This is a genomic window from Pedobacter sp. (assembly GCF_045627485.1).
Lineage (GTDB): Bacteria > Bacteroidota > Bacteroidia > Sphingobacteriales > Sphingobacteriaceae > Pedobacter.
On record NZ_JAZQNU010000070.1, the window covers coordinates 1 to 24,036 of the forward strand.

A 24,036-nucleotide genomic window follows, 5' to 3' on the forward strand; every position below is an offset into this window, starting at 1 on the left:
TGCAGAAATAAGGACGATCCAACCTGTGGCCATGCTAAACCCTGCCATAAATTGGATGACAAAACCGATTTTTGATAATACCTCATCCAGCAGTTTTAACACCAGGCCAAGGTCAATCACAGATACATTTGGAAAGTTACGCACCACAGCTGCCTGGAAACTGGCAGAGGTTTCACTCGAGGGCACCCTTGTCATTTGAACATGAAACTGTGGTGCATCTTCAAGTACACCAGTAGGGAAGACCACACGGAAGTTAGTTTGCATACGTGTCCAGTTTACTGACCGCAAACTACCCACCACGGTTGGGATGAGTACACCTTGCACGTTAAAGGTAATCCGGTCACCAACATCTACATTGATTCTTCTGGCATAACCTTCTTCTAAAGATACATAGACCACATCGTCGGGATGTTGCAGTTTACCTATCCATTTGCCTTTTACGATCTCCTCGGCCTGGGTTAGGGTATCCTGGAAAGTTACCCTCAATTCACCCCGGAACGCCCTTGCAGAAGGAGCTAGGGTATCGGGCTCTGCCTGTGGATCATTTTTTTTCGCCGTGCTATCCGCTTCAACGATATCATCAGCTGTTTTTCCGTTAATTTCTGCAATACGTACCGTAATAATGGGTACCTGATTCATCACGGGGAGATTATATGATTCCGTCAGTTTAGCAACCTCGTCTTTTTGGTTATTCTGAATATCAAAAAGTACCATATTCGGCTGGTTTTCGCCTGATGATAAGCTTACTCTTTTCATTAAAATACCCTGAACAAAAAACAAAGTGCAAATGAAAGCCGTAGACAAGCCAATAGAAACAGTGAGCATGACAGTCTGGTTGTTAGGACGGTACAGGTTGGCAAAGCCCTGTCGCCATAAGTAGTTAAATGAAGCCGGGATCAATATCCTCACGAACCACATTAGAAATTTCGAGAGGGCAAGTAATAAACCAAATGCAAATAAAACACTTGCTGTAAAAGCTAATGATTCACGCCAGCCACCTACCTGCAGGTAGGTAAAGCCCCATACAAATAGCAATATTAAAAGGTAAACCAGCCACCGTAGCGGATCAAACTTTTGTGAATTCTGTTCATACGACAGCCTTAATGCGTTTAATGGCGACACCCTGCGTACGCCAAGAAGGGAGGGAAGTGCAAATAAAATAGAAATGATAACACCAAGCAATACACCTTGCCCAATAGATGGCCAGGAGATCTGCATGTTTAGTTCAACCGGGATGAAATCTTTCAGTACGGCAGGTAATAAAAATTGTATTACGGTGCCGAGTGCAGCACCTGCAATAGCACCAAGCAAACCTATGAAGAAAATCTGGATAAGGTAAATCAGGAATGCTTCCCAGGATTTTACGCCCAGGCAGCGTAGGGTGGCGATGGTGCCCAGTTTCTCGCCTATATAAACATGGATTGCACTACCTACGCCTATGCAGCCCAGAAGCAGTGCAATGAAACCAGCCAAGGCAAGGAAGCGGCTTACATCACGGAATGAACGTCCGGTTTCCTCTTTCTGTGATTCAACGGTACTGGAATCCAAGCCTTCTTTATCAAAAACCTTTTTCAAAGTTTTCACTGTCGCTTCTGCCGCCAGCGGGTTATTGTACCGGTAGAAATATTTGTATTGTATCCTGCTTCCCTGTTTAGTCAATCCTGTTTTATCAAGGTATTCCATGGGTATATATACCACAGGTGCCACGGTAGCTGCAATACCTGTTTGTCCGGGAACCTTGTCTACGGCGCCTTCGATCATAAAGGTAACGTCGCCAACCTTGATCGAATCGCCAGGCACAACGTTAAACTGCAGCATGAGGGTTTTATCGACCAGGGCTTTTTTGCCTTTTCTAAAGGTTTTGCCAGCAGTAGCGGGGGTGGTTTCTATTTCTCCGTAAAAGGGATAGTTGCCTTCCAGTGCCCTGATCTGTACCAGTCTGCTGCCTTCATTTTTAGTGAAATAGATCATGGAGGCCAGGTTTTTTTCACGTGCCTGTTCATCTCCCAGGGAGTCGAGCACCGCGAGTGCTTCTTTGCCAGGCGCTTTGCGGCTGTCGATGGTTAAATCTGCACCTGCCAATATCTTTGCCTGGCCTTCAATATCCTTTTGGAGGTTGTGGCGAAAGGAATATACAGCTACCAGGGCGGCTATTCCCAGCACCACTGAAGAAATAAATAAAAGAAGCCTTGATTGGTTGCGTCGACTGTCGCGCAATGCCATTTGAAATAGCCAAGGCACATTTACTGTTCTGGTTGGTAATGTTTTATCCTCAGTCATGTGATGAAGTAATTACGCCCCCTTTAATGTTTATAATGCTGCTGGTACGGGCGGCAAGATCGCGGTCGTGTGTAACAATCACTAGTGTGGTGCCAGCATCACGGTTCAGGCTGAACAACAGGTTTTCTATTTTTTCACCGGTTTCTGCGTCCAGGTTACCCGTCGGCTCATCGGCAAAAAGAATAGCAGGCTTATTCGAAAATGCACGCGCCAGCGATACGCGCTGCTGTTCTCCACCAGAAAGTTGAACCGGATAGTGATGCGCGCGGTCGGCCAAACCTACCTTGTCAAGCAGATCAAGGGCGTGTGCCCTCACGTTTTTCTCTCCACGCAGTTCCATAGGAACCATTACATTTTCAATAGCTGTTAGGGTGGGCATCAGCTGGAAGTTCTGAAAGATAAAGCCTACATAACGGTTTCTAACAACAGCAAGCTCATCTTCTGAAAGTTCGTTAAGGCAGATGTCATTTAGCTTAACAGTTCCCGAACTTGGACGATCCAAACCAGCACATAGGCCCAATAACGTTGTTTTGCCACTGCCTGAAGGTCCTGTGATGGCTACAGTAGCCCCGGATGACACCTTAAAATTGATGTTGTTCAGCACGGTTAGCTGGTGGCCGCCGCTTTTATATATTTTGTTTACATTTTCTATACTCAGGATATTTTCGACAGGCATATATTGGATTTAGCGTAAGAAATTAGTTAAACTTAATGCAGGAAATAATGTTAGTTATTTACCGTTTAACCATAAAATGTTTAATATACGTGTTAAACAAGTAAAGGCTAATTTTAGATTTATAATTCATATTTATGTTACGTGTTAAGATTTTAAGTAGCATGGTGTTATGTGGTGTTTTTTTTGGCGGCTGTGGTCAAAAAAGCAATAGGGAAGCTGGCGATCCTGAAGTTAACTTCAGGCCAACAGAGTCTGCGCCGGTAGCTACACCCTTGCCTGTAGACAAAGAAAATATCCTGTTTTTCGGCACAAGCCTTACCGCTGGCCTGGGACTTGAACAAAATGAGGCTTATCCAGCCCTGATTCAGAAAAAAATAGATTCGTTGAACTTACCCTATCAGGTAGTAAACGGTGGTTTAAGTGGTGAAACCTCCGCGGCAGGGAAAAGCAGGGTAGACTGGTTGCTTAAAAAACCTGTTAAAGTATTTGTCCTCGAGTTAGGTGCGAATGATGGATTAAGGGGCATCCCTGTAGCACAAACTACGACTAATTTGCAAGCGATCATTGATAAAGTAAAAGAGAAATACCCAGATGCAAAACTGGTGCTTTTAGGTATGCAAATGCCGCCAAACATGGGTAAAAGCTATACAGCTGATTTTAAAGCAATGTTCGAAAAGCTTGCTAAGAAAAACGACATGGTGTTTGTGCCTTTTTTGTTGGATGGCGTTGGCGGTGTAGCGCAACTTAACCAAAGTGATGGTGTCCATCCAACTGCCGAAGGACAAAAGATTATGGCCGAAAATGTTTGGGTTAAGCTAAAGGATATCTTGTAACGTTAGACTTAACAGCCAGATTGTCCTAGTAGCCAGTATACGATGCCGAAAACCACGATTGTTCCTAAACATCCTCCGCCAAATTTCCAGGCAGCAGCTCCTGCGATAATTGTTTTTAACCAGTTTTGCATAAATGTAATTTTAGATTAATAATTTTGTTTTACACACTAAACCCTGAGGTCAGGACTTTTGTTTTAAAACACTACCATTATTCCATTTAAACCAGTGCAGTGGTGCAATGACGGCAATACTTAATTATATAAATCCATGAGTACAATATTAAAGCATGCGGTAGAACCTACACACGATCATCATCATAATGATAATCATGAGTATAATCACAAGCATGTGGTATCTAATGGTATCAGGGGCCAATGGGATATTCTTCTGGCCTTTTTCGTCATCGTGGTGGAATTGATTATGGAGTATGGATTCCATTACAAACTTCCGCAAACACTTAGTTTTGGTATAAACGCTATTGCTTATTTACTTGCCGGAAGAGGGGTGCTAAGCCAGGCTTTTACAAATATTAAACGTGGAGATATTTTCAATGAATTCGTGTTGATGAGTGTGGCAACGCTTGGTGCATTTTATATTGGGGAATATAGCGAAGGCGTTGCCGTGATGGTGTTCTATCAGATCGGTGAATGGTTTCAGGATCTCGCTGTCGACAGGGCGAAGCGTAATATTAAAGCGCTCCTGGATATTCGACCTAATCAGGTTACTGTAATTAGAAATGGACAGGCGAAAACGATTAATCCCTCTCTTGTTGCCTTAGGAGAAACTATCGAGGTTAAACCAGGTGAAAGGGTTGCCCTGGATGGCGTGTTAAAATCAGCCAGTGCTTCATTTAATACTGCGGCCTTAACGGGCGAAAGTAAGCCTGATACAAAATATAAAGGAGATAATGTGCTAGCCGGTATGGTGAATCTACAAACCATGGCAGAAATTGAGGTTAACACCCTTTTTAAAGACAGTAAGCTAAGCAGAATCCTAGCTATGGTTCAAGATGCAACGGCACGAAAATCAAAGACGCAGCTTTTTATCTCTGGATTTGCCAAAGTCTACACACCCATTGTTTTCTACCTGGCACTGGCTTTAGTGGTTTTGCCCTACTTATTTGTTGAAGATTATAACTTTAATGAATGGCTTTACAGAGGACTGGTATTTCTGGTGATCAGTTGTCCATGTGCTTTGGTGGTATCTATTCCACTGGGTTATTTCGGTGGCATTGGACTGGCCTCAAGAAATGGTATTTTATTTAAAGGTGGTAATTTCCTTGATGTAATGACACAGGTTAATACCGTAGTGATGGACAAAACCGGCACACTTACTAAAGGTGTATTTAAAGTGCAGCATGTGGAATGTGACGGTGTAGCAGAGTCCGAGTTATTACGCCTGGTGGTAGCCTTGGAAAGAAATTCAACACATCCGGTGGGAAAAGCTATAGTTGATTATGCTGGTGACGATTTGGAGCATGTGAGGGTCACTGATGTTGAAGAACACAGTGGCCTTGGACTAACGGGTACGGTAGATGGGAAAAAAGTAATAGTGGGTAACCTCAGTTTATTTAAAAAGTATCACATCGCCTATCCAAATGAATTGGCGCAAATTGTAGAAACCATCATCGTTGTGGCCATTAATGGTAATTATGCAGGTTACATTACCATCGCTGATGAAATAAAAGAAGACGCCCCTAAGACTATTAAAGCTTTGCATAGTCTACACATCAGGACGGTGATGTTATCTGGCGATAAACAAGCCGTGGTAGATGAGGTAGCTAAAAAGCTTGGTATTACTCATGCATACGGAGAATTATTGCCGGAAGAAAAAGTTAAACGGGTAAAGACATTTAAGGAGCAGGGATTACGCATCGCCTTTGTAGGTGATGGCATAAATGACGCACCAGTAATTGCTTTAGCTGATGTGGGTATTGCTATGGGGGGACTTGGAAGTGATGCTGCTATTGAAACCGCGGATGTGGTTATTCAGAATGATGAGCCCTCTAAAATTGTATCCGCCATTAAAGCGGGCAGGATAACGAGAAATGTGGTGTGGCAAAATATAACTATGGCCATGGTAGTTAAAATTACCGTGTTAGCCTTAGGTGCAGATGGTATAGCTAGCCTCTGGGAAGCTGTAATTGCTGATGTAGGTGTTGCCTTATTGGCTATCCTAAACGCTGTACGCATACAACGTATGCATTTATAATTCTATCATCGCGATTCTTCAGTAGCCCATTGCTCTTGTTTTTCATACAACCCAATTATTTTTTTTTGTAGCTCAAGTATATTTTCATCTCTCTCCGATAAGGATTTCTGAAGTTCTTTGATTCTATTGTCAGTTGTATACTGGCTTTCATGAAATTCTGCATAAAGCAAAGATGCTACCGGCACGTTAAAAATGTCGGCGATTTGTTTAAGTCTCATAATGTTGATGATGGTGATGCCTGCTTCTATTTTAGAAAAAGCAGGAATTGAGATATCCAGCTGGTTGGCCACCTTTACTTGGGTCCATCCGCATTGTAGTCGTAATTTTTTAATATGTTTTCCTAAATTTTTCATAAAAGTAATGATTGGTTTAATTATCTATTAAATATATATTTAATATTTCGTTATAACAAAAAATCAATTGTTAAATTAATTATATTTAGTTTGTTAGGGTTAATAATAGTATTCTACTAATTTTAAGAAAAATCCGTATTATGAAACCATTATGCATGCTTTGTGGCCTTTTGTTGGCCATTTCTGCTTGTCAGTCCTCAACGTCACCTGTTGATTATGCTTCTCCTGCTTCATTGAGTGGGTCATGGCAATTAGTGTCAAATATGATTATCACAAACGGAGATACGGTAATTGCGTACCCGGTTAAAGGCCAAGCCGATGTGATGATCAAGTTGTTCAATGATACCCATTTTTCATTTTTCAGGCATGATACACTTCAGGGCAAGACCGCTCATCCGGTATATGATACTGGGGCGGGAACCTATATCCTGGTTGGAAATGACTACACAGAAAATCTGGAATATTGTAATTATCGTGATTGGGAGAACCACGAATTTAAATTTAAGCTCGCCATTAGTGGTGATACCCTTCGACAGCAAGGAATTGAAAAGATAGACAGCCTGGATGTAAATCGGGAAATCATAGAAACTTATGTGCGAATAAAATGAAAATATTGGTATTATACTTATTAAATTTTAATTGTAGCTGTTAATTGTCACCATTATCATCATCATTTCCACGATCACGCTCGTCTTTTCGCTCTCCACTATTACCGAAACGGTAACTAAAAGTAAGTAAAGCCATTCGTAAGGCACGGCGGTCCTCAAAATCTCTGATAAACTGTCCGGTCCGCGTGTACCCACCAAAACGGCGCTGATTGAACACATCCCTGACATTAAAGAGGATGGTGGCTTTATCGCTTAATACCTGCAGGCGCAGTGCGGCATCCATTACAAAATTACCAATGGTTTCGCCCTGGGCCTGTATGCGTGGGGCGTTATAATTGGCACGAATCTGTGCAGAAAGATTTTTAGCAAAACGAATGTTTGCTGAAAGATTCGCATCCCAGTTAACGCCCTTTCTTTCATCAATCTTAAATTCATCGCTTCCGTAAAAGCGGTTGTAAAAAACGTTTACATTACCTGTAAAATCGAGGGCTTTCCCCAATTTTGTTTTAGATATTAATTCAAATCCTGTGGCATCATTACGGCTAATGTTCCTCCATTCGCTTAGCGTAGCAGCACTAGACCCTTCAATCCTTTGACTGATTAGCTGGATCACGTCATTTGTTCGACGGTAGTAAACTGAAGTGGTTAGGTTAGTTTTACCTAATGAACTACTGTACCCAAATTCGAAGGAATGGATATCTTCCGGACGCAGATTGGGGTTGCCCTGACGTATATTTAGAGGATCTGAGATATTTACAAATGGGTTTACCTGCCAGCCACGGGGCCGGCTTACCCGTCGGGTATAACTTAGCTGCAACTGCTGGTCCTTATCCTCATTCCCTAGTTTTTGCGTAAGAAATACACTTGGATAGAGCCGGAAATAATCTAATCCACCAGCAGTTTCTCTCGACGCAGGTGGTATGTCAGGGTTTAAAGAGATTGTGTTTGTTTGCAGTTCAGCTTGTTCTGCGCGTAGACCAACCTGGAAGCCCAGCCGCTCAGTAAACCTGTTTTGGTAGTTGGTATACAAAGCATGTACAGATTCGTCAAGTTCAAATTTGTTGCTCACATCATAATCTGGTACGAAATTGTTGCTGATTATATTGAAGCGTCTGGATAGTTGAGATTCATCTCCCTTTTCGAATGTAGACCGATAACCCGCTTCAAATTTACTGTGATCATTAAATGGCAGTGTGTAATCCAGTTGCAGATTTATGTTATCACCTTTTTCATAGGTGTCGTTAATCTGGCGGTCTGCAGGCGTGGCCACATTGCTGAATGTTTGGTTAAATTCATTAATACCGTCTTCTTTATTTCGGCCATAGGCGGCATTAAAAAGTAGTTCTTCACCGTTACGTTTAAATTCTTTCTTAAAATCAAGGTTCAGGTCGTAACCAAAGTCATCTTCAGTCTGACGCGAGAAACGGGTACTTGTACCATTCAGGTTTGGTAAATTCTGGTAGCGGTAAAATAGGTCTTCATTACGTTGGTTGTCGCGAATGCTAAAATTACCAGAAATACCTATGGTGGCAGTCTGGTTTATAAAGTAGTCGACGCCTAATTTTGCCGAGTGACCAATGCCCGCCCTGTCGGCTTCGTTATTATTCTCGATAATACCATTGTTTTCAAAATATCTGGTCACATTCTGTCCATCACCCAGACGGCGAAACTTCCGGTAATCATAGTTACCATAATAATTAAAACTGCTATTACGGTAGTTGAGTGAAATTCCGCCGTTATAATTGCGATAGGAGCCACCAGATGTGGTAAGCAAACCGTTTAACCCAGTTTTAAGATTCTTTTTAAGAACAATGTTGATGATCCCCGACTGCCCCTCAGCTTCATATTTTGACGATGGGTTGGTGATTACTTCAATGCGTTGAACCGAATTGGCAGGCAGCGATTGAAGAACCTGTGTAATGTCGCTTCCAGCCATGGCAGAAGGTTTACCATCTATAAGTATCCTGACACCGCTTGATCCGCGCAGACTTACGGTACCATCGGCGTCGACAGATAACGAGGGGATATCAGAAAGGAGGTCAGTTACAGAACCACCCTGGCTAATCAGGCTTTGTTCTACATTAAAAACCTTCCGGTCAATGCCAATGGACATGCCTGGTGTTGGTGCACTCACCACAACTTCCTTCAGAAGCCGGGCACCCGCCGGGCGAAGGTTAAAGGTTCCAAGATTGAGGACCTGTCCAGCGGTGTAATTGATGTTTGTGCGTTCGATAGTACGATAGCCCATAAAACCGATGCGGATCGTATATTGGCCCGACGCTACCCCGCTTAGGTTAAATTGTCCTTTTGTATCGGTGTGCATACCAGCAACCGCTTTTTTATCGGCCTGGTTTATTAAAGATATAGATGCGTAATCTACAGGTTGGCGACTGGCAGAATCTATGACTGTTCCCTGGATGCCGATTCGTTCTTGTGCGGTAAGCTGGCCAATAGTAAAGAGAGCGAAGAGCAAGCTGAGGGTGTATATTCTATACATGCTGTTGTATTTTATAGTAATAACAACTTTTTATGCAAAATGATCATAATAAGGTTGTTACATTTGGAATCTGTAGTTTCCACGCGATATTTATTATATAGGTAACGCTATTAATAGGTTAGGCATTAAACTTATGGTATTAAAACGGATGCCGGAATGAGCCAATCTGGATACACCATTTTGTTAAACCAACAGCAGCCTTACTTGTTAGTCTGGAAAATAGAACTTATGCCATTTATATTATTAGTAGGCCTGTTTGCTAACTTATGCTCCATTTTTTTAATCTGGTTTGATATTTATCTGATCAGACAATGGTACTTGTACAAAGGGATGGCGATTGTTTCTAAACAGGATTACGCAAATGGGTGTTTAATTAGTGCTATCATAATTCTTAGTTATATACTAACGGGGCGATTCCTCGTACGCCTACTTTTAAGCAAATCCCGAAAAGGTGATGAAGGACCAAAGGCAGAGCGTTACCCGGAACAACAACAGCTTTACCGGCCAGATGGAAGTATCATTAATGTGGAGCATGGTGGCGTAAAAGGTAAACAGACGATTATTTTTTTGCATGGCTGGAACTCCAATAGTTTGGAATGGTACTATCAGAAAAAGTATTTTGAGAAGGACTACCACCTTGTTTTGGTAGATTATCCTGGGCTTGGAAAATCAAGGAGACCGAATAATAAAGATTATAGCCTTGAAAAATTGGCAGCTGATCTCATTGTTGTCATAGAATCTGCTAATGTTAAGAATCCAGTCTTATGGGGTCATAGTATGGGAGGTTTTACTATACTCACATTTTGTAAATTATATTTAACCAAAATCCCTGCAATTAAGGGAATAATTTTACAGCATACTACCTATACCAACCCAACTAAAACCATTTTGTCAGATCGATTAACTTATGCTATTCAGGAACCGGTCTTGAAACCTCTTTGCAAAGTAATGATCGCTATTTCCCCAATGCTGTGGCTAATTAAATGGATAAGCTATCTAAATGGAGTCGCGTTACTGATGACACGTTTGATGACTTATGCTGGTACACAAACACCAAAGCAACTGGATTTTTCGAGTTTATTGGCTACCATGGCATCGCCGGAAGTTGTCGGTAGAGGTGTATTAGGCATGTTCGAATATGATGCAACTTTGATCTTAACTAAAATAAATGTCCCTACTTTAATTATTGGCGCTGATAAGGACCGCCTTACGAAGCTGGAAGCTAGTAAAACAATGAACGAACGTATTCCTGGATCAGTGTTGTTTACGCTTTCCCCTGCAGGACATATGGGGTTGATAGAACAACATACTTTGGTGAACCAGCGTGTAGCGGAATTCTTGAAGTCTTAGTTTTGCTAACAATTATCTTTGCACCGCTTATACGGGCATCAACATCAATTATTACTTACACTAAAAATTAATAGAGGGTCCATTGTGAGGTTGTGTATTGGTATTTTAGTATATTTAATTTCGGTAAACAGGTGTTATACCTATAGTTTTGCCCTTTAACTCGTAAACCTAACTTTGTTATCATATGGATCAGAAAATCATCAACCTGTACGATTCGTACACCCACAGCAAGCTTAGCAGGAAAGAATTTATTAAAAAACTATCTGTTTTAACGGGTGGAACGGCAATCGCAATGACCATGCTGCCATTGCTTGAAAACAATTATGCTGCTGCGGTATCCCTCGTTGACGACAGTAAACTGGATACCGAAACCATTACCTTTAAAGGTGTAAATGGGGAAATGAAAGGTTTCCTGGCAAAGCCTAAAAATGGCAAGAACTTAGGTGCTGTATTGGTGATCCACGAAAACAGGGGACTGAACCCGCACACCATTGATGTAACTAAACAGGTTGCGGCTGAAGGATTCCTGGCATTAGGATTAGATGCATTGTCTGCTACAGGTGGTACCCCGACAGATGAGGATAAAGCTCGTGAAGAAATTGGTAAACTTGATCCTGCAGTGAACCTGCAAAATTTTATATTGGGCCTTGATTACCTTAGAAAAAGAAATGATGGCAATGGAAAGGTAGGTTGCGTGGGGTTTTGCTGGGGTGGCCGAATGGCAAATCTGCTTGCAGTAAACGACCCAAATTTACAGGCGGCTGTAGCGTATTATGGCTCTCAGGCAGACGTAGCCGACGTGCCTAAAATTAAGGCTTCACTGATGTTGCATTACGCCGGCCTGGATGAACGAATCAATGCGGGTATCCCTGCGTATGAGGCAGCATTAGAACAGAATAATAAAGATTATCAGTTGTTTATATATGACAATGTTAACCATGCCTTTAACAATAACACATCGCCAACGCGTTACAATGAAGCAGCCGCTAAACTGGCTTGGGGCAGAACTATTGATTTGTTTAAAAAGAAATTAAGTTAATGATATATTTGCATACTTAGTTGAATTTAGCGATTACTCCAAGTTATGAAAGACCAATTACAAGTATTACTTGCCGGTACAAAATCCAATACTACACCCTTTGCGACAGTGATAGCCTTTATTGATACCTACTTTGCACACCAGCCTACAGCATTTAAAAATGGAGATGCGTTTAACGAATCGACCCAAAATCAGGGAAGTGCAAAAGTGTTTTCTTTTGCCCAAATAAACGCCTTGAACAAGGCTGATACACTTTCGTTATTTGCTGAACATTACCAGGCCGTTTTAGCTCATCCTGATGCAACAGACCACCAAAATATCAGACAGTTTATGATACATGGTTGGGAAGGGATACGGTTTGAAAGGAATGCATTGTCGCCATTGGGGTCCATCGCAGGGTAATCGTTTAAAAAGCAAGGCATATACTTAGCCAACTAAAACCATGAAAGCGATTTTATTCAATGAGTTCGGTGATGCCGACAAATTACAAGTAGCAACGGTAGAAAAGCCTCAGCCTGCTGAAGACCAACTTCTTGTTAAAGTAAAGGCAGCGGGATTGAACCCTGTGGATACTAAGATCCGTTCAGGTAAGCATATTTCCTGTGAAAGCCTTAAGTTACCTGCTATTCTAGGTAAAGATATGAGTGGGATTGTTGAGGCAGTAGGTGGAAACATAACAGATTTTGAGGTTGGTGATGCAGTTTTTGGTTGTGTTGCCAACACGTACAGTGAATATGTAGTGACAAATCCCGAGTTGGTGGTTAAAAAACCAGAGAATATTTCTTTTGAAGAGGCAGCAGCAGTTTCCCTAGCTGGATTAACGGCCTACCAGGCAATTCATGTTTATTTAAAGGTCCAAGCCGGGCAGCGGGTATTAATACAGTCGGCCGCGGGTGGCGTAGGCCATATAGCCCTGCAGTTGGCTAAACTAAGTGGTGCCTGGGTCAGTGGGACAGCTTCCGGTGTTAACATGGCTTTTTTACAGGATTTAGGAATTGACAAGCCCATTAATTATAAGGAAGAAAGATTCGAGGACATTGTTTCGGACCTGGATGCCGTAATGGACACTATGGGAGGGGAGATCCTATACCGGTCTATTGCTTGTGTTAAACCTGGCGGGCGTGTCGTTTGCCTGCCTTCATCAACAAAGGATGATCCTAAAGCCATTAATCTGGCTAGTGAACGTGGTGTAGAACTAATCTGGTTTATGATGACACCTCATAAACAAACCTTACAACACCTGGCGGACCTGTTAAAAACAGGACAGCTAAAAATTGAAGTGTCTAAAGTTTTCTCTATGGACGAGGTTGTTAAGGCGCATCAGTTGATAGAATCACAAACTGTGCGTGGTAAAAATGTAATTAAAATAGCCTAAGTTGTTCGCCAGCCCTAGCTTCATCCAACTGGTCTGTAAGATCTACGAAGTTTGAAAGGGATATTCCTAGTAACCTGACCTGCTGATCTTGCTGTTGGTCACCTGCAAAGGTGTTAGCTAACAGTTGTTTAGCGGTAGAACGGATGGTTTCAAGGTCGCTGACTGGCGTAGTGAAAGATTTATTGCGGGTAATTTGCTTGAAATCATGGTATTTCACCTTAAGCGTAATAGTGCGTCCTTTTAGATTCTTTTTGGCTAAACGGTCGCATACCAGTTCTGCTATACGGTCCAGTTCAGTATCCATTTCTTCTAAGGTGCTGAGGTCATGCGCAAAGGTGTCTTCAGCGGCAAGAGATTTTGTTTCGCGATGCGGCCGAACCTCACGGTTATCAATGCCACGTACGATCTGGAAATAAAATCGACCAGATTTTCCAAATCTCCAGGTCAGCTGATCTTCGGTAAGGTTCTTTAAATCGGCACCAGTATAAATCCCCATAGACTTCATTTTAGCGGCAGTAACTTTGCCTATACCATGGAATTTCTCTATCGGCAGCTTTTCCATGAAAGCTTCAATGGAAGATGGACCAATAAATTTCATGCCATCAGGCTTATTGATGTCCGAGGCTATTTTTGCAACAAACTTATTGATAGATATGCCTGCAGAAGCTGTTAGATGAAGTTCTTCTTTAATAGCAGATCTGATTTGTTCGGCAATTTTCAATGCAGAGCCAATGTTAAGTTTATCTTGAGTAACATCCAAGTAAGCCTCATCGAGTGATAAAGGTTCAACCAGATCGGTGTAACGGTGAAAGATCTCCCTTATTTTTTGAGAAACCTCTTTATAGGCATCAAACCTGGGTTTTACAAATATGGCTTGTGGACACCGTTGGTAGGCAGTTCTTGATGGCATTGCCGAATGGATGCCATATTCACGGGCTTCATAACTCGCTGCAGCCACCACACCCCGGCCATCGGGCTGGCCACCAACAACTAAAGGTTTGCCACGGTATTCTGGATGGTCGCGTTGTTCTACCGATGCAAAAAAAGCATCCATATCAATATGAATGATTTTACGGCTATTTAAATTTTCGTCCGCCATAATAGATGTCCTTTGCACTTAAAAGGCTGCTTAGGTTGAAACATCGTTTCGCAATCAAATGTACCGCTTTTCCTTCACTTTGTATTTTACCTTCAGCTATTAATAAACTGGCGCTCATAATTTCTTTACGGTATTGTTGATCTAGTTCCTTCGTGGTGAGAAGGTTTAACAAGCGAAGTTTATCGCGTACAAAAATAACCGGGTGTGCTTTTAATGAAAGTGAGGTGCTTCCTCTCCGTTACGACGTCGTAAATATGGGTGAACCATGTCCCCTTAACCGGCATTGAATATTGATTCTGTCTACAAAGATATACTAATAATTTTAGTATTAATACGTAAAAACTAAATATATATCATATTAGTATCTCTGATAAATTGTAAAATTATTTATCTTTAAAATTAAATATCATCGTATGAAAACGTTGCAAACTGTTTATCAACATCCTTTATTAAAACCGGATGAGCTTGAAATCATTTGTGAAGCACATCAAAGTGTTAGTTTTCATAAGGGAGATTTCTTGCTTAAAAAAGGGCAGGTGGCTAATGCTTATTATTGCATTTCTACCGGGTTAATCAGGTCTTATGTCTATGATTATAACGGACACGATATCACCACTGGGTTTATTGGAAAAAATGAAATTGCTATTGATGTGGCCTCCCTGTTTCGCAGAATTCCGACAGTAGAATACTTTCAGGCATTAACAGCCGTGGAATGTTACGCTATAGATTTTGAAACCTTTCAACGTTTGTACCATTCCATGATTGGGCTAAATGAATGGGGGCGTGCCTGGATGTCGGAAAGTTTATTTCAATTGAAACAACGTACCATTTCAATGATTTCAGATTCAGCAAGCGAACGCTATAAAACACTACAACTTCAGCATCCGCACATTTTACAACAATCACCTTTAAAATTTATAGCCAGTTATTTAGGAATAACAGACACCTCCTTAAGTCGAATTAGAAAAGATTTGGTTAAAGAAACCTAATATGTATTTCTTGTCTTAAGGCAAGTGGCTTTTCAAATGATTGATTTAGTTTTGATTAGGTAAAATAAGAATCTATTTATCAAATATTAAATTAAATCAAATGGAAAGAATGCAATTTAAAACAGACATCCGGGCCAACGTTGCTAAAGTTTATCAAACGATGCTGGAAAAAGAAGGGTATAAACAATGGACGAGTGTTTTTAATCCTACTTCAGAATATGAAGGCAGCTGGAATAAAGGCGAGAAAATATATTTTGTTGGTACCAGCAATGAAGGTAAAAAAGAGGGGATGGTAGGCTTGATCAAAGAGCATATTCCAAAGGAATATGTTTCCATAGAATACATCGCCATGATGGACGATGGCAAGGAAGTAAACAAAGGACCACGCGCACATGACTGGATAGGTGGATATGAAAATTACACCTTTTCAGGTAATAATAGGCAATCTACAGTTACAGTAGATGTTGACGTTAATGAAAAAATGATCGATTGGTTTCAAATTAACTATCCAAAAGCGCTTGAGAAACTTAAAGAAATCTGTGAATCTAACCGCTAATTGTTTATTCAACCACCTTAAATCAAAATTATGAAATCCTTATTAACCGGAATTTTAATTTTATTCGTCGTTGGCCATTCCTATGCACAACGAAAAGCCATAATGGATACCGAAGCGGCAACCACTGGTAACGGCAAAGAATATATGGTTAGTTATTATCAGCAAACATTTGATGCGCTGAAAAAAAGTATAGATGGGCTAACTATCAAGCAACTGCAGTTTAAACCTGCTTCCGATAAGTGGTCTATAAGTCAGTGTCTGGACCACATCCTGCTCACCGAAAAAGCACTATTTGATTTTACTAAAAAAGAAATAGAAAAGCCTGCAAATCCTGAACGGAGAAAAGAGGTTAAAATTACAGACGAGGAGTTAATCAAAGGAATGAACGATAGGACATCGAAAGCTAAAGCACCAGATAATATTGTGGGTAAAGGCTCTTATACCAATCCTGAAGCAGCCCTTTCTGATTTACGAAAAAGCAGGGATACCATATTAGCCTACTTGAATCAATACACTGTTGAAGATTTGCGTAACCACATCAACGATTCTTATTTTGGGCCTGTAAATGCTTACCATGGCTTTTTATACATCGCTGCGCATACCTCCAGGCATAATGCACAAATAGAAGAAGTTAAAGCAGACCCTAATTTTCCAAAGCCATGAAAAATTCAGTTTATCCTTGCCTTTGGTTTGATAACCAGGCACAAGAAGCGGCGAAATTTTATAAGGAGGCTTTTCAATATGCCGAGATCAAAGCCAGCAATCCAGTGGTTGTTACTATAAATATAAAAGGCAAACAATTCATTTTATTAAACGGTGGACCAGTATTCAAACCCAATGCTTCCATTTCTTTTTTTAATATCTGTGAATCATTAGCAGAAGTAGAGGAGCTGTGGCGTAAATTAAGTGAAGGAGGAAAAGTGATGATGCCCCTTGATACTTATCCCTGGAGTGATAAATACGGTTGGGTGCAGGATAAATATGGGGTATCATGGCAGCTGTCATTAGGAAAGCCCGGTGAAAAAGCAGATTTGTTTCCTTCCTTGCTTTTCACCGGTGCGCAAAATGGGCAGGCAGAAAAAGCAATTAATTTTTACACATCTTTATTTGAAAATTCATCGATTGAAATGATAGCCAGATATGAGGCTGGAGATCACGATAAAGAAGGTAACGTCAAATATGGGGAGTTTTACCTCGATGGGAGTCGCATGACGGCAATGGAAAGCTCAATGGATCATCATTTTACTTTTAATGAAGGAGTGAGCCTGGTAGTCGAATGTGACACACAGGAAGATATCGATTTTTATTGGCTGAATTTAACTGAAGATGGTATGGAAGGGCGCTGTGGCTGGTGCCGTGATGCTTTTGGTGTTTGGTGGCAAATTATCCCTTCTATCTTAGTTTCTCTCATGAATGACCCGGAAAAAGCAATCAATGTTACGGAAGCTTTTATGCAGATGAATAAGTTTGACATCGAAGCGATTAAACAAGCTGCTGCATAAAAAAAGCCTGTGATATGGTTGCAAACATCCTTATCGCAGGCTTTTTTATAAGAAGCATTATTTATTTTACACGTTCAACGTATTCACCTGTACGGGTGTCTACTTTTACTTTATCACCTTGGTTTACAAATAATGGAACTTTAATTTCTACACCATTTTCTGTTGTAGCATATTTTTGCGCGCCTGAAGAAGTATCGCCTTTAACAGCTGGTTCCGTGTAAGTAATTTCTAGTTCTACAAAATTTGGTGCTTGTGCCATGATTGGTTCTTCACTTTCGAAGGAAACAATTACGTCCATACCTTCTTTTAAGAATTTTGCAGAAGTACCGAATAATGATTTAGATACATTGAATTGCTCGAATGTAACATTGTCCATCACTACAAAATAGTCACCTTCTTCGTATAAATATTGATAATCATTGGTTTCTACACGGCAAATTTCTACTTGTTCATCAGTTGCTAAACGGGCTTCTACAATCTTACCAGTTTTAATGTTACGCCATTTTCCCAAATAGAAAGCTCCACCTTTACCTGGTGTACGATGTATTATTTCTAAAACGATTACCAGTTCGTTGTTAAATCGTAAAGTATTACCCACTTTAATTTCTGATGCCTTTGCCATATAGAATTTTGTTGTAAAAAATTTGCACAAAGATAAATGCTTTTTTGACTATTTATAATTGAAAGTGATAAGTAACGATTAATAGTGCTTAATCAGAGTTTTTTATCGTAAACACACCGTTATCATGTTGTTAACTTAATGGAATACTCCATAGATGATTTGTTCTCCTCCTGGTATTTTCTGAGCAAACGTATAAATGTTATCTTGACATTTAATAAATATATACCTAGATTAGGTTTATGATAAGGAATAATCGATGTCGTTTTTATGGTGTTTTAGTCCTGTTTCTTAGTGTAGTTAGCACACAGGCACAGACAAGGAAAATACAGGCTTTTCCACTCTCTTCTGTGAAGCTTTTAGATGGATCTTTTCTGGAAGCCCAACAAACAGACAAGAAATACATATTGGCCATGGATATGAACCGCCTGTTGGCACCTTTCCAAAGGGAAGCAGGACTTAAACCAACCAGCCAAAGTTACGGGAACTGGGAAAATTCCGGCCTGGATGGTCATATTGGTGGGCATTACCTCTCTGCCTTAGCTAATATGTATGCAGCTACTGGGGATGCCGATATTAAAGCTCGTTTAACGTACATGCTTGATGAATTTGAAAAATGCCAGCAAGCCAGTGGCGATGGTTACATTGGCGGTATACCAGGAGGCAAAGCCATCTGGAAAGACATCGCCGCAGGAAAAATCAAAGCTGCAAGTTTCTCTCTAAATGATAAATGGGTACCCTTATATAATATTCATAAAACTTATGCTGGACTTATTGATGCTTATCGCCTTACTGGCAACGAGAAGGCCAAAAGCATATTGCTCCAATTTGCAGATTGGGCGTACCGTTTAACGGCAGGTTTATCAGACCAGCAGATTCAGGAATTATTAGTAAGCGAGCATGGTGGCTTAAATGAGGTATTTGCCGATGTAGCAGAAATTTCCGGTGACAAGCGTTACCTGAAAATGGCGCGACAGTTTTCGCACCTGGCAATTCTGTCTCCACTGTTAAAGCAAAAAGATCAATTAACAGGCATGCATGCTAATACCCAAATTCCAAAAGTTATCGGTTACATGCGTGTGGCTGAACTAACCGGTGATACGGCTTGGGCTGATGCTGCCGACTATTTTTGGAACACGGTAGTAAAAAAAAGGACAATTTCTATCGGGGGTAACAGTGTGCGGGAACATTTTCACCCTGTCGATAATTTCTCTTCCATGATGGAATCTCGGGAAGGTCCTGAAACCTGCAATTCCTACAATATGCTTAAGCTAAGTAAACAACTGTTTCTGAACCACCAGAGCGCACCGTATATGGATTATTATGAGCGTACGATTTACAACCATATTCTGTCTTCGCAACATCCCGAAGGTGGCTTTGTATATTTTACGCCCATGCGCCCCGGTCACTACCGCGTTTATTCTCAACCTCATGAAGGGTTTTGGTGCTGTGTAGGCTCAGGACTGGAGAACCACGGTAAATATGGCGAAATGATTTATGCGCACGGCGATAAATCCTTGTATGTCAATTTATTTATGGCATCCGAATTAAACTGGAAGGAGCAGGGTTTAAAACTTGTTCAGCATACTACTTTTCCTGAAAGCGACAATTCTTTGATTACTTTAAAATTAGATGAACCTGCAAAATTTTCCATTCATTTCAGGTATCCTGGCTGGGTAAAACCAGGCGAAATGAAACTGCAGATTAATGGTAAAGATCAGCAGATCAGTAAAGATGCGGATTCATATGTTAGTGTTAAACGTAAATGGAAAACTGGCGACAAGATTACCATCACCCTGCCCATGCACACCCAGGCAGAATTTTTGCCCGATCAAAGTAATTGGGTTTCTTTTGTGCATGGCCCTATAGTCCTTGCTGCTGCCACGGGTAACAACGACCTTCAAGGTTTAAAAGCAGATGACAGCCGGATGGGGCATATTGCTTCCGGTCCATTAATGTCTTTAGATGAGACTCCTTTAATTGTATCTGCAAAAGAGAGCTTGAATACAGGTATTGTTAAAACCAATAATGGACCACTATCTTTTCATGCGTCAGGAATGATCCATCAGCAAAAATATAAAAACCTCAAGTTAGTGCCCTTTTATAAACTTCATGATACCAGGTATACCATTTACTGGCCATATACCAGCCCAGATGGTTTAGCGGGCTTATTAAGTGAGGTGAAAAAACGAGAGGCGGAAGCTGCAGCGCTTGAAGCATTAACCATCGACCAGATTAGCACAGGGCAGCAACAGCCTGAATCTGACCACCAGTTTAAAAGTGCAAATGCAGAAAATGGCCTATTCATGGAACGGCATTTCCGCACCGGCAGGGGATGGTTTAGTTATGTGCTTCGCAACCCCAAAGGGCAAGCCAAAAAACTCAGGTTAACTTATTTTGGAGCAGAGAAAGGTAAAAAGTTTGATATCTATGTCAATGACGTACTCATTAGTGAGGTGGAACTTCATGGCACTAAAGGCCGTATTTTTGTGGATGAGCATTATCCTTTACCAGCCACACTAAACGCCAGACAACTAGTGGTTAAGTTCATTGCCAAAGATAAGTCAGCTATTGCAAATATTTTTGAAGTAAGATTGATGAAGTAAAAGGAAATTCATAGTTTTCTGATTATTGCCATAATAACCAAATATTAATCTCGAATGACATATGAATAAGGAGCAAAGGGTTGCCTTCTTGATGGGTCGTTATACAGCTTTTAAACTCTCCAATGACGAGTTGGATGAGCTTATTTTTCATATCAACGACATTGATTATCAAAATCCCTTACAAACTAACTTTAAACAATCTTGGACAGATGCCAAAGATATTCCACATTCAGCCGCATGCGAAACATGGTATTCGGCCTTCGGTATTGTGTTTAGAACTTATATCCATCACCTGAGTTCTCCAGTTAGAAAATATTTATCACGTTCTGAAAACCCTTAAAGAATTTTTATGAAGTGGATTGGCCGTAAAGTAATTTAATTTATAAAGCGAAATGAACACAATAGTCAGCAGTCCTGTGAAAGGCCAAACCAAATTATTTAGTGCAGCGGTCATCGTCGCTTCATTAGGTTACTTTGTAGATATTTATGACCTGCTACTGTTTAGCATTGTGCGGGTATCCAGTTTGCAGTCTTTGGGACTGAATGCACAGCAGGTAACGGATAGCGGTCTATTACTGTTAAATATACAAATGATAGGCTTGTTGTTAGGTGGTGTTTTTTGGGGGACCCTGGGCGATAGGAAAGGCCGTTTATCTGTGCTTTTTGGGTCTATTTTGCTGTATTCCACCGCCAATATTGCCAATGGATTTGTAGGCTCGGTAGAGGCATATGCACTTTGGCGGTTTATTGCCGGTTTTGGTTTAGCAGGAGAGTTGGGTGCAGGCATCACGCTGGTGGCCGAACTAATGCCACGTGAAAGGCGGGGGTATGCCACTACTGTAGTAGCTGCTGTTGGTGTAAGTGGTGCGGTAGCAGCCTTTTTTATTACGCGGTATTTTGATTGGCGCACTTCCTATTTTATAGGTGGAGGTCTAGGACTTTCATTATTATTCCTTAGAATTGGTATTGCCGAATCAGGGCTTTTCGGGAAGACGACAAATACCAATGTTAAAAGGGGTGATTTCTTTTATCTATTCGCTAACAAAAAGCGACTTTATAAATACATCAATTGTATTGTAATAGGGATTCCCTTATGGTTTGTGGTAGGTATTCTTATCACTTTGTCGCCAGAATTTGGACGCACTCTTGGTGTGAAAGGCGTGGTAGATGCTGGTGTTGCGGTGGCCTGTTGTTACGGCGGACTGGTTTTGGGCGATATTGCCAGTGGATTATTGAGTCAATACTTAAAAAGCCGTATTAAAGTGGTATATACCTATTTATTCTTATCATCCTTAGCCATTCTGGCGTACTTTCTAATGCAGAATGTAGAACTCTTTACGTTTTATGTAGTTTGTACCTTTCTTGGATTTACAGTCGGCTATTGGGTGATTTTTATGACCATTGCCACTGAACAGTTCGGGACTAATATACGCGCAACCGTAACCACAACCGTTCCCAATTTTGTAAGAGGGGCTGTGGTACCCCTCTCCATTTTGACACAATTTCTAAAAGGCATGTTTGATGGAAACATTGTTTATGCTGCCATTGTTGTTGCACTCATTAGCTTATTGGTTGCATTTCTTGCGCTTCGAAAAATGGATGAAACCTTTTCCAAAGACCTCGATTACATTGAATAAGTCATCCTAATAATGTCCACGGATCTGATCCCTGATTTCGGTGTCATATAATTTCCTCAGTGCATGGTGTAATGTGGGTGAAAGAGGCTCAAGCGTTGACGCTTCTACGTTGCTTTTTACTTGACTAACTTTTGAGGCCCCCGGTATAACGGTAGTTACTTCTGGGTGATCCAAAATCCATCTGATGGACCATTGTGCCATGCGATCATCAGGAAACATGTTTTTAATCCTCCTGCTCAGTTTTACGCCTTCTTTAAATTCAATGCCAGAAAATGTTTCCCCAGCATTGAACTGTTCTCCATTTGCGTTGAAATTACGGTGGTCACCACTTTCAAATTTGGTGTCTTCATTAAATTTCCCACTCAATAAGCCACTTGCCAGCGGTACTCGAATAATTAATGCCACGCCTTTTTCACTGGCTTTAGCAAATACTTCATCGGCCACATGCTGTCGAAACAAGTTGAAGATCATCTGAAGGGATGCCAATCCATCCTGTTCTAAACACAATAGTGCTTCCTCGCTTGTTTCTACACTTGCACCAAAATATTTTATCAGCCCCTCACTTTGTAAACGTCGTAAATGATCAAACACTTTACCAGTGCGCATTTCTTCAGTAGGTATACAATGTAATTGCTGCAAAAACAACTTCGATAAATTAAGGTGCTCCAGAGAGTCTTCGGTTTGTTTTTTCATGGCTTCATAACTGAAGTTTTGTGGCCACCCATTACCCTGATCGCCACGGCGGCCAAGTTTTGTAGCCACATATATATCCTGATGGGTTGTTTTAAGAAACTTTCCAATCAGCTGTTCGCTAACACCCATGCCGTAAACATCTGCGGTATCAATAAAATTACCACCGGCGTCAACATAAGCCTGCATGATCTTCATGGCTTCTTCCTCATCAACTGCGCCCCAGTCAGCGCTGCCCAATTGCCAGGTTCCTAATCCAATTTCTGCTATTTCGGTATCTTTAAATGCTCTGTAATTCATGTAAATTAGTTTTATTGAAACAATGAATCAAATATACCAATCGCCAGGTGGTAACCATTGATGAAAATATCATTAGTTAATTTAGTGCTAGCGGTCGGTAAGTGTTGAAGGCTATTAGATGCTATGGCTAATGCATTTTAATTAGACGGTCAATATCTTTCAATTCACCAAATAGCACCAAAATATCCTCGCCATGCAATACGGTAGTTGATTTAGCAATACCAGAAGCTTCAGTGGTTTTTTTTGTTAACCCATTTACTAAAATCTCAGTAATTTTCATGGTTGTTAACACAATGACCTTAAACTGGTTGGTGAGGTTTGCTTGTTCCAATGTCATTCCCACATACCTTTCAGGCACCTTTGTTTCCACAATACTATACCTTTCAGACACCTTAAAGCTGTCAAGTATATTGATGTTATCCAAACGCATGGCAAACCGTTCTGCAGATTCTGTTTCGGGGCGTATATATTCATCTATATTCATGGCTTCTAATACAGTCTGCTGAAGGTCAGATACTATCCTTCCTATGATTCGCCTCACGTTAAGCTGCTTTAGCAGGGCAGTGGTTAATAATGAGGCAGCTTCATCTTCACCAATAGCTACAATTACACCGTCACAATCCTTTAAGGGTAAGGAAGTCATGGCATCTTTGTCTGTACTATCCATGCAAATGGTATGGGTAATGTGCTCTTTTAACTTCTCTACTTTAACGATGCTGTTGTCAATGCCTATAACTTCGTGTCCTAAAGCGGTAAGCCTGATGCTTAGTGCCTTACCAAAATTCCCTAATCCAATAACGATATACTTCATTGCGT

General features: G+C 40.9%; 23 protein-coding genes. 14 read left to right on the forward strand and 9 right to left on the reverse strand.

Annotation, left to right across the window (positions count from 1 at the left end):
- Together ACR2F3_RS04955 and ACR2F3_RS04960 are read right to left on the reverse strand one after the other, a co-directional pair.
- A partial coding sequence (locus ACR2F3_RS04955) for an ABC transporter permease (RefSeq protein WP_432708870.1) occupies positions 1-2,280 on the reverse strand: 2,280 nt, incomplete at its 3' end.
- A complete protein-coding gene (locus ACR2F3_RS04960) occupies positions 2,273-2,956 on the reverse strand; it encodes an ABC transporter ATP-binding protein (RefSeq protein ID WP_432708871.1) in 684 nt (227 codons plus the stop codon). The genes ACR2F3_RS04955 and ACR2F3_RS04960, both read right to left, overlap by 8 nt.
- Before the next feature lie 134 nt (positions 2,957-3,090).
- Here ACR2F3_RS04960 and ACR2F3_RS04965 point away from each other — a divergent pair, with 134 nt between their 5' ends.
- Positions 3,091-3,789 (forward strand): arylesterase, encoded by a 699-nt coding sequence (locus tag ACR2F3_RS04965; RefSeq protein WP_432708872.1) that lies wholly within the window; start codon positions 3,091-3,093, stop codon positions 3,787-3,789.
- 8 nt (positions 3,790-3,797) lie between these two features.
- Here the strand turns inward: ACR2F3_RS04965 and ACR2F3_RS04970 are convergent, their stop codons facing one another.
- Positions 3,798-3,920, reverse strand: coding sequence for a hypothetical protein (locus ACR2F3_RS04970; RefSeq protein ID WP_334641074.1), 123 nt, complete (start codon positions 3,918-3,920; stop codon positions 3,798-3,800).
- Positions 3,921-4,056: 136 nt separating this feature from the next.
- Between ACR2F3_RS04970 and ACR2F3_RS04975 the strand changes: the two genes are divergently transcribed.
- Positions 4,057-6,000: a heavy metal translocating P-type ATPase gene (locus tag ACR2F3_RS04975; protein ID WP_432708873.1), complete on the forward strand. Its 1,944-nt coding sequence runs from the start codon at positions 4,057-4,059 to the stop codon at positions 5,998-6,000.
- Between the two features lie 5 nt (positions 6,001-6,005).
- Here the strand turns inward: ACR2F3_RS04975 and ACR2F3_RS04980 are convergent, their stop codons facing one another.
- Entirely contained in the window at positions 6,006-6,353 is a 348-nt protein-coding gene (locus ACR2F3_RS04980; RefSeq protein WP_432708874.1) for a helix-turn-helix domain-containing protein, read from the reverse strand.
- A 140-nt stretch (positions 6,354-6,493) separates the two neighbouring features.
- Here ACR2F3_RS04980 and ACR2F3_RS04985 point away from each other — a divergent pair, with 140 nt between their 5' ends.
- The gene (locus ACR2F3_RS04985; RefSeq protein ID WP_432708875.1) at positions 6,494-6,961 is read left to right on the forward strand and encodes a hypothetical protein; all 468 of its coding nucleotides are present in this window, start codon (positions 6,494-6,496) and stop codon (positions 6,959-6,961) included.
- 40 nt (positions 6,962-7,001) lie between these two features.
- Here the strand turns inward: ACR2F3_RS04985 and ACR2F3_RS04990 are convergent, their stop codons facing one another.
- Positions 7,002-9,458, reverse strand: coding sequence for a TonB-dependent receptor domain-containing protein (locus ACR2F3_RS04990; protein ID WP_432708876.1), 2,457 nt, complete (start codon positions 9,456-9,458; stop codon positions 7,002-7,004).
- Positions 9,459-9,614: 156 nt separating this feature from the next.
- Between ACR2F3_RS04990 and ACR2F3_RS04995 the strand changes: the two genes are divergently transcribed.
- The 4 genes from ACR2F3_RS04995 to ACR2F3_RS05010 all read left to right on the forward strand — a co-directional run bounded on the left by ACR2F3_RS04995 (position 9,615) and on the right by ACR2F3_RS05010 (position 13,222).
- Positions 9,615-10,808 (forward strand): alpha/beta fold hydrolase, encoded by a 1,194-nt coding sequence (locus tag ACR2F3_RS04995; RefSeq protein WP_432708877.1) that lies wholly within the window; start codon positions 9,615-9,617, stop codon positions 10,806-10,808.
- 184 nt (positions 10,809-10,992) lie between these two features.
- Entirely contained in the window at positions 10,993-11,847 is an 855-nt protein-coding gene (locus ACR2F3_RS05000; protein ID WP_432708878.1) for a dienelactone hydrolase family protein, read from the forward strand.
- 45 nt (positions 11,848-11,892) lie between these two features.
- Positions 11,893-12,249: a HopJ type III effector protein gene (locus ACR2F3_RS05005; protein WP_432708879.1), complete on the forward strand. Its 357-nt coding sequence runs from the start codon at positions 11,893-11,895 to the stop codon at positions 12,247-12,249.
- Between the two features lie 40 nt (positions 12,250-12,289).
- A complete protein-coding gene (locus ACR2F3_RS05010) occupies positions 12,290-13,222 on the forward strand; it encodes an NADP-dependent oxidoreductase (protein ID WP_432708880.1) in 933 nt (310 codons plus the stop codon).
- On the opposite strand, the gene dinB is transcribed toward ACR2F3_RS05010, so the two are convergent.
- Positions 13,209-14,321 carry a DNA polymerase IV gene (gene dinB, locus ACR2F3_RS05015; protein WP_432708881.1) on the reverse strand — a complete coding sequence of 371 codons (1,113 nt, stop codon included), beginning with the start codon at positions 14,319-14,321 and terminating at the stop codon, positions 13,209-13,211. The two genes, ACR2F3_RS05010 and dinB, sit on opposite strands and share 14 nt — an antisense overlap.
- 413 nt (positions 14,322-14,734) lie before the next feature.
- Between dinB and ACR2F3_RS05020 the strand changes: the two genes are divergently transcribed.
- The 4 genes from ACR2F3_RS05020 (at position 14,735) to ACR2F3_RS05035 (ending at position 17,368) form a co-directional block, all read left to right on the forward strand.
- Complete coding sequence (locus ACR2F3_RS05020) at positions 14,735-15,310, forward strand: Crp/Fnr family transcriptional regulator (protein ID WP_432708882.1); 576 nt, start codon at positions 14,735-14,737, stop codon at positions 15,308-15,310.
- Positions 15,311-15,410: 100 nt separating this feature from the next.
- Positions 15,411-15,866: an SRPBCC family protein gene (locus ACR2F3_RS05025; protein ID WP_432708883.1), complete on the forward strand. Its 456-nt coding sequence runs from the start codon at positions 15,411-15,413 to the stop codon at positions 15,864-15,866.
- A gap of 30 nt (positions 15,867-15,896) precedes the next feature.
- Positions 15,897-16,529: a DinB family protein gene (locus ACR2F3_RS05030; protein ID WP_432708884.1), complete on the forward strand. Its 633-nt coding sequence runs from the start codon at positions 15,897-15,899 to the stop codon at positions 16,527-16,529.
- Entirely contained in the window at positions 16,526-17,368 is an 843-nt protein-coding gene (locus tag ACR2F3_RS05035) for a VOC family protein (protein ID WP_432708885.1), read from the forward strand. Before ACR2F3_RS05030 ends, ACR2F3_RS05035 begins: the two co-directional genes overlap by 4 nt.
- Positions 17,369-17,429: 61 nt before the next feature.
- On the opposite strand, the gene efp is transcribed toward ACR2F3_RS05035, so the two are convergent.
- The gene (efp, locus tag ACR2F3_RS05040) at positions 17,430-17,990 is read right to left on the reverse strand and encodes an elongation factor P (protein ID WP_432708886.1); all 561 of its coding nucleotides are present in this window, start codon (positions 17,988-17,990) and stop codon (positions 17,430-17,432) included.
- A gap of 239 nt (positions 17,991-18,229) precedes the next feature.
- Here efp and ACR2F3_RS05045 point away from each other — a divergent pair, with 239 nt between their 5' ends.
- From ACR2F3_RS05045 to ACR2F3_RS05055, 3 genes are all read left to right on the forward strand, one after another.
- A complete protein-coding gene (locus ACR2F3_RS05045; protein ID WP_432708887.1) occupies positions 18,230-20,593 on the forward strand; it encodes a beta-L-arabinofuranosidase domain-containing protein in 2,364 nt (787 codons plus the stop codon).
- Between the two features lie 61 nt (positions 20,594-20,654).
- Positions 20,655-20,933: a hypothetical protein gene (locus ACR2F3_RS05050; protein WP_432708888.1), complete on the forward strand. Its 279-nt coding sequence runs from the start codon at positions 20,655-20,657 to the stop codon at positions 20,931-20,933.
- A 52-nt stretch (positions 20,934-20,985) separates the two neighbouring features.
- Entirely contained in the window at positions 20,986-22,230 is a 1,245-nt protein-coding gene (locus ACR2F3_RS05055) for an MFS transporter (protein WP_432708889.1), read from the forward strand.
- 6 nt (positions 22,231-22,236) lie between these two features.
- On the opposite strand, the gene ACR2F3_RS05060 is transcribed toward ACR2F3_RS05055, so the two are convergent.
- Both ACR2F3_RS05060 and ACR2F3_RS05065 read right to left on the reverse strand, forming a co-directional pair.
- Positions 22,237-23,220 (reverse strand): aldo/keto reductase, encoded by a 984-nt coding sequence (locus ACR2F3_RS05060; protein ID WP_432708890.1) that lies wholly within the window; start codon positions 23,218-23,220, stop codon positions 22,237-22,239.
- A gap of 127 nt (positions 23,221-23,347) precedes the next feature.
- Positions 23,348-24,031, reverse strand: coding sequence for a potassium channel family protein (locus ACR2F3_RS05065; protein WP_432708891.1), 684 nt, complete (start codon positions 24,029-24,031; stop codon positions 23,348-23,350).
- Positions 24,032-24,036 lie beyond the last annotated feature (5 nt).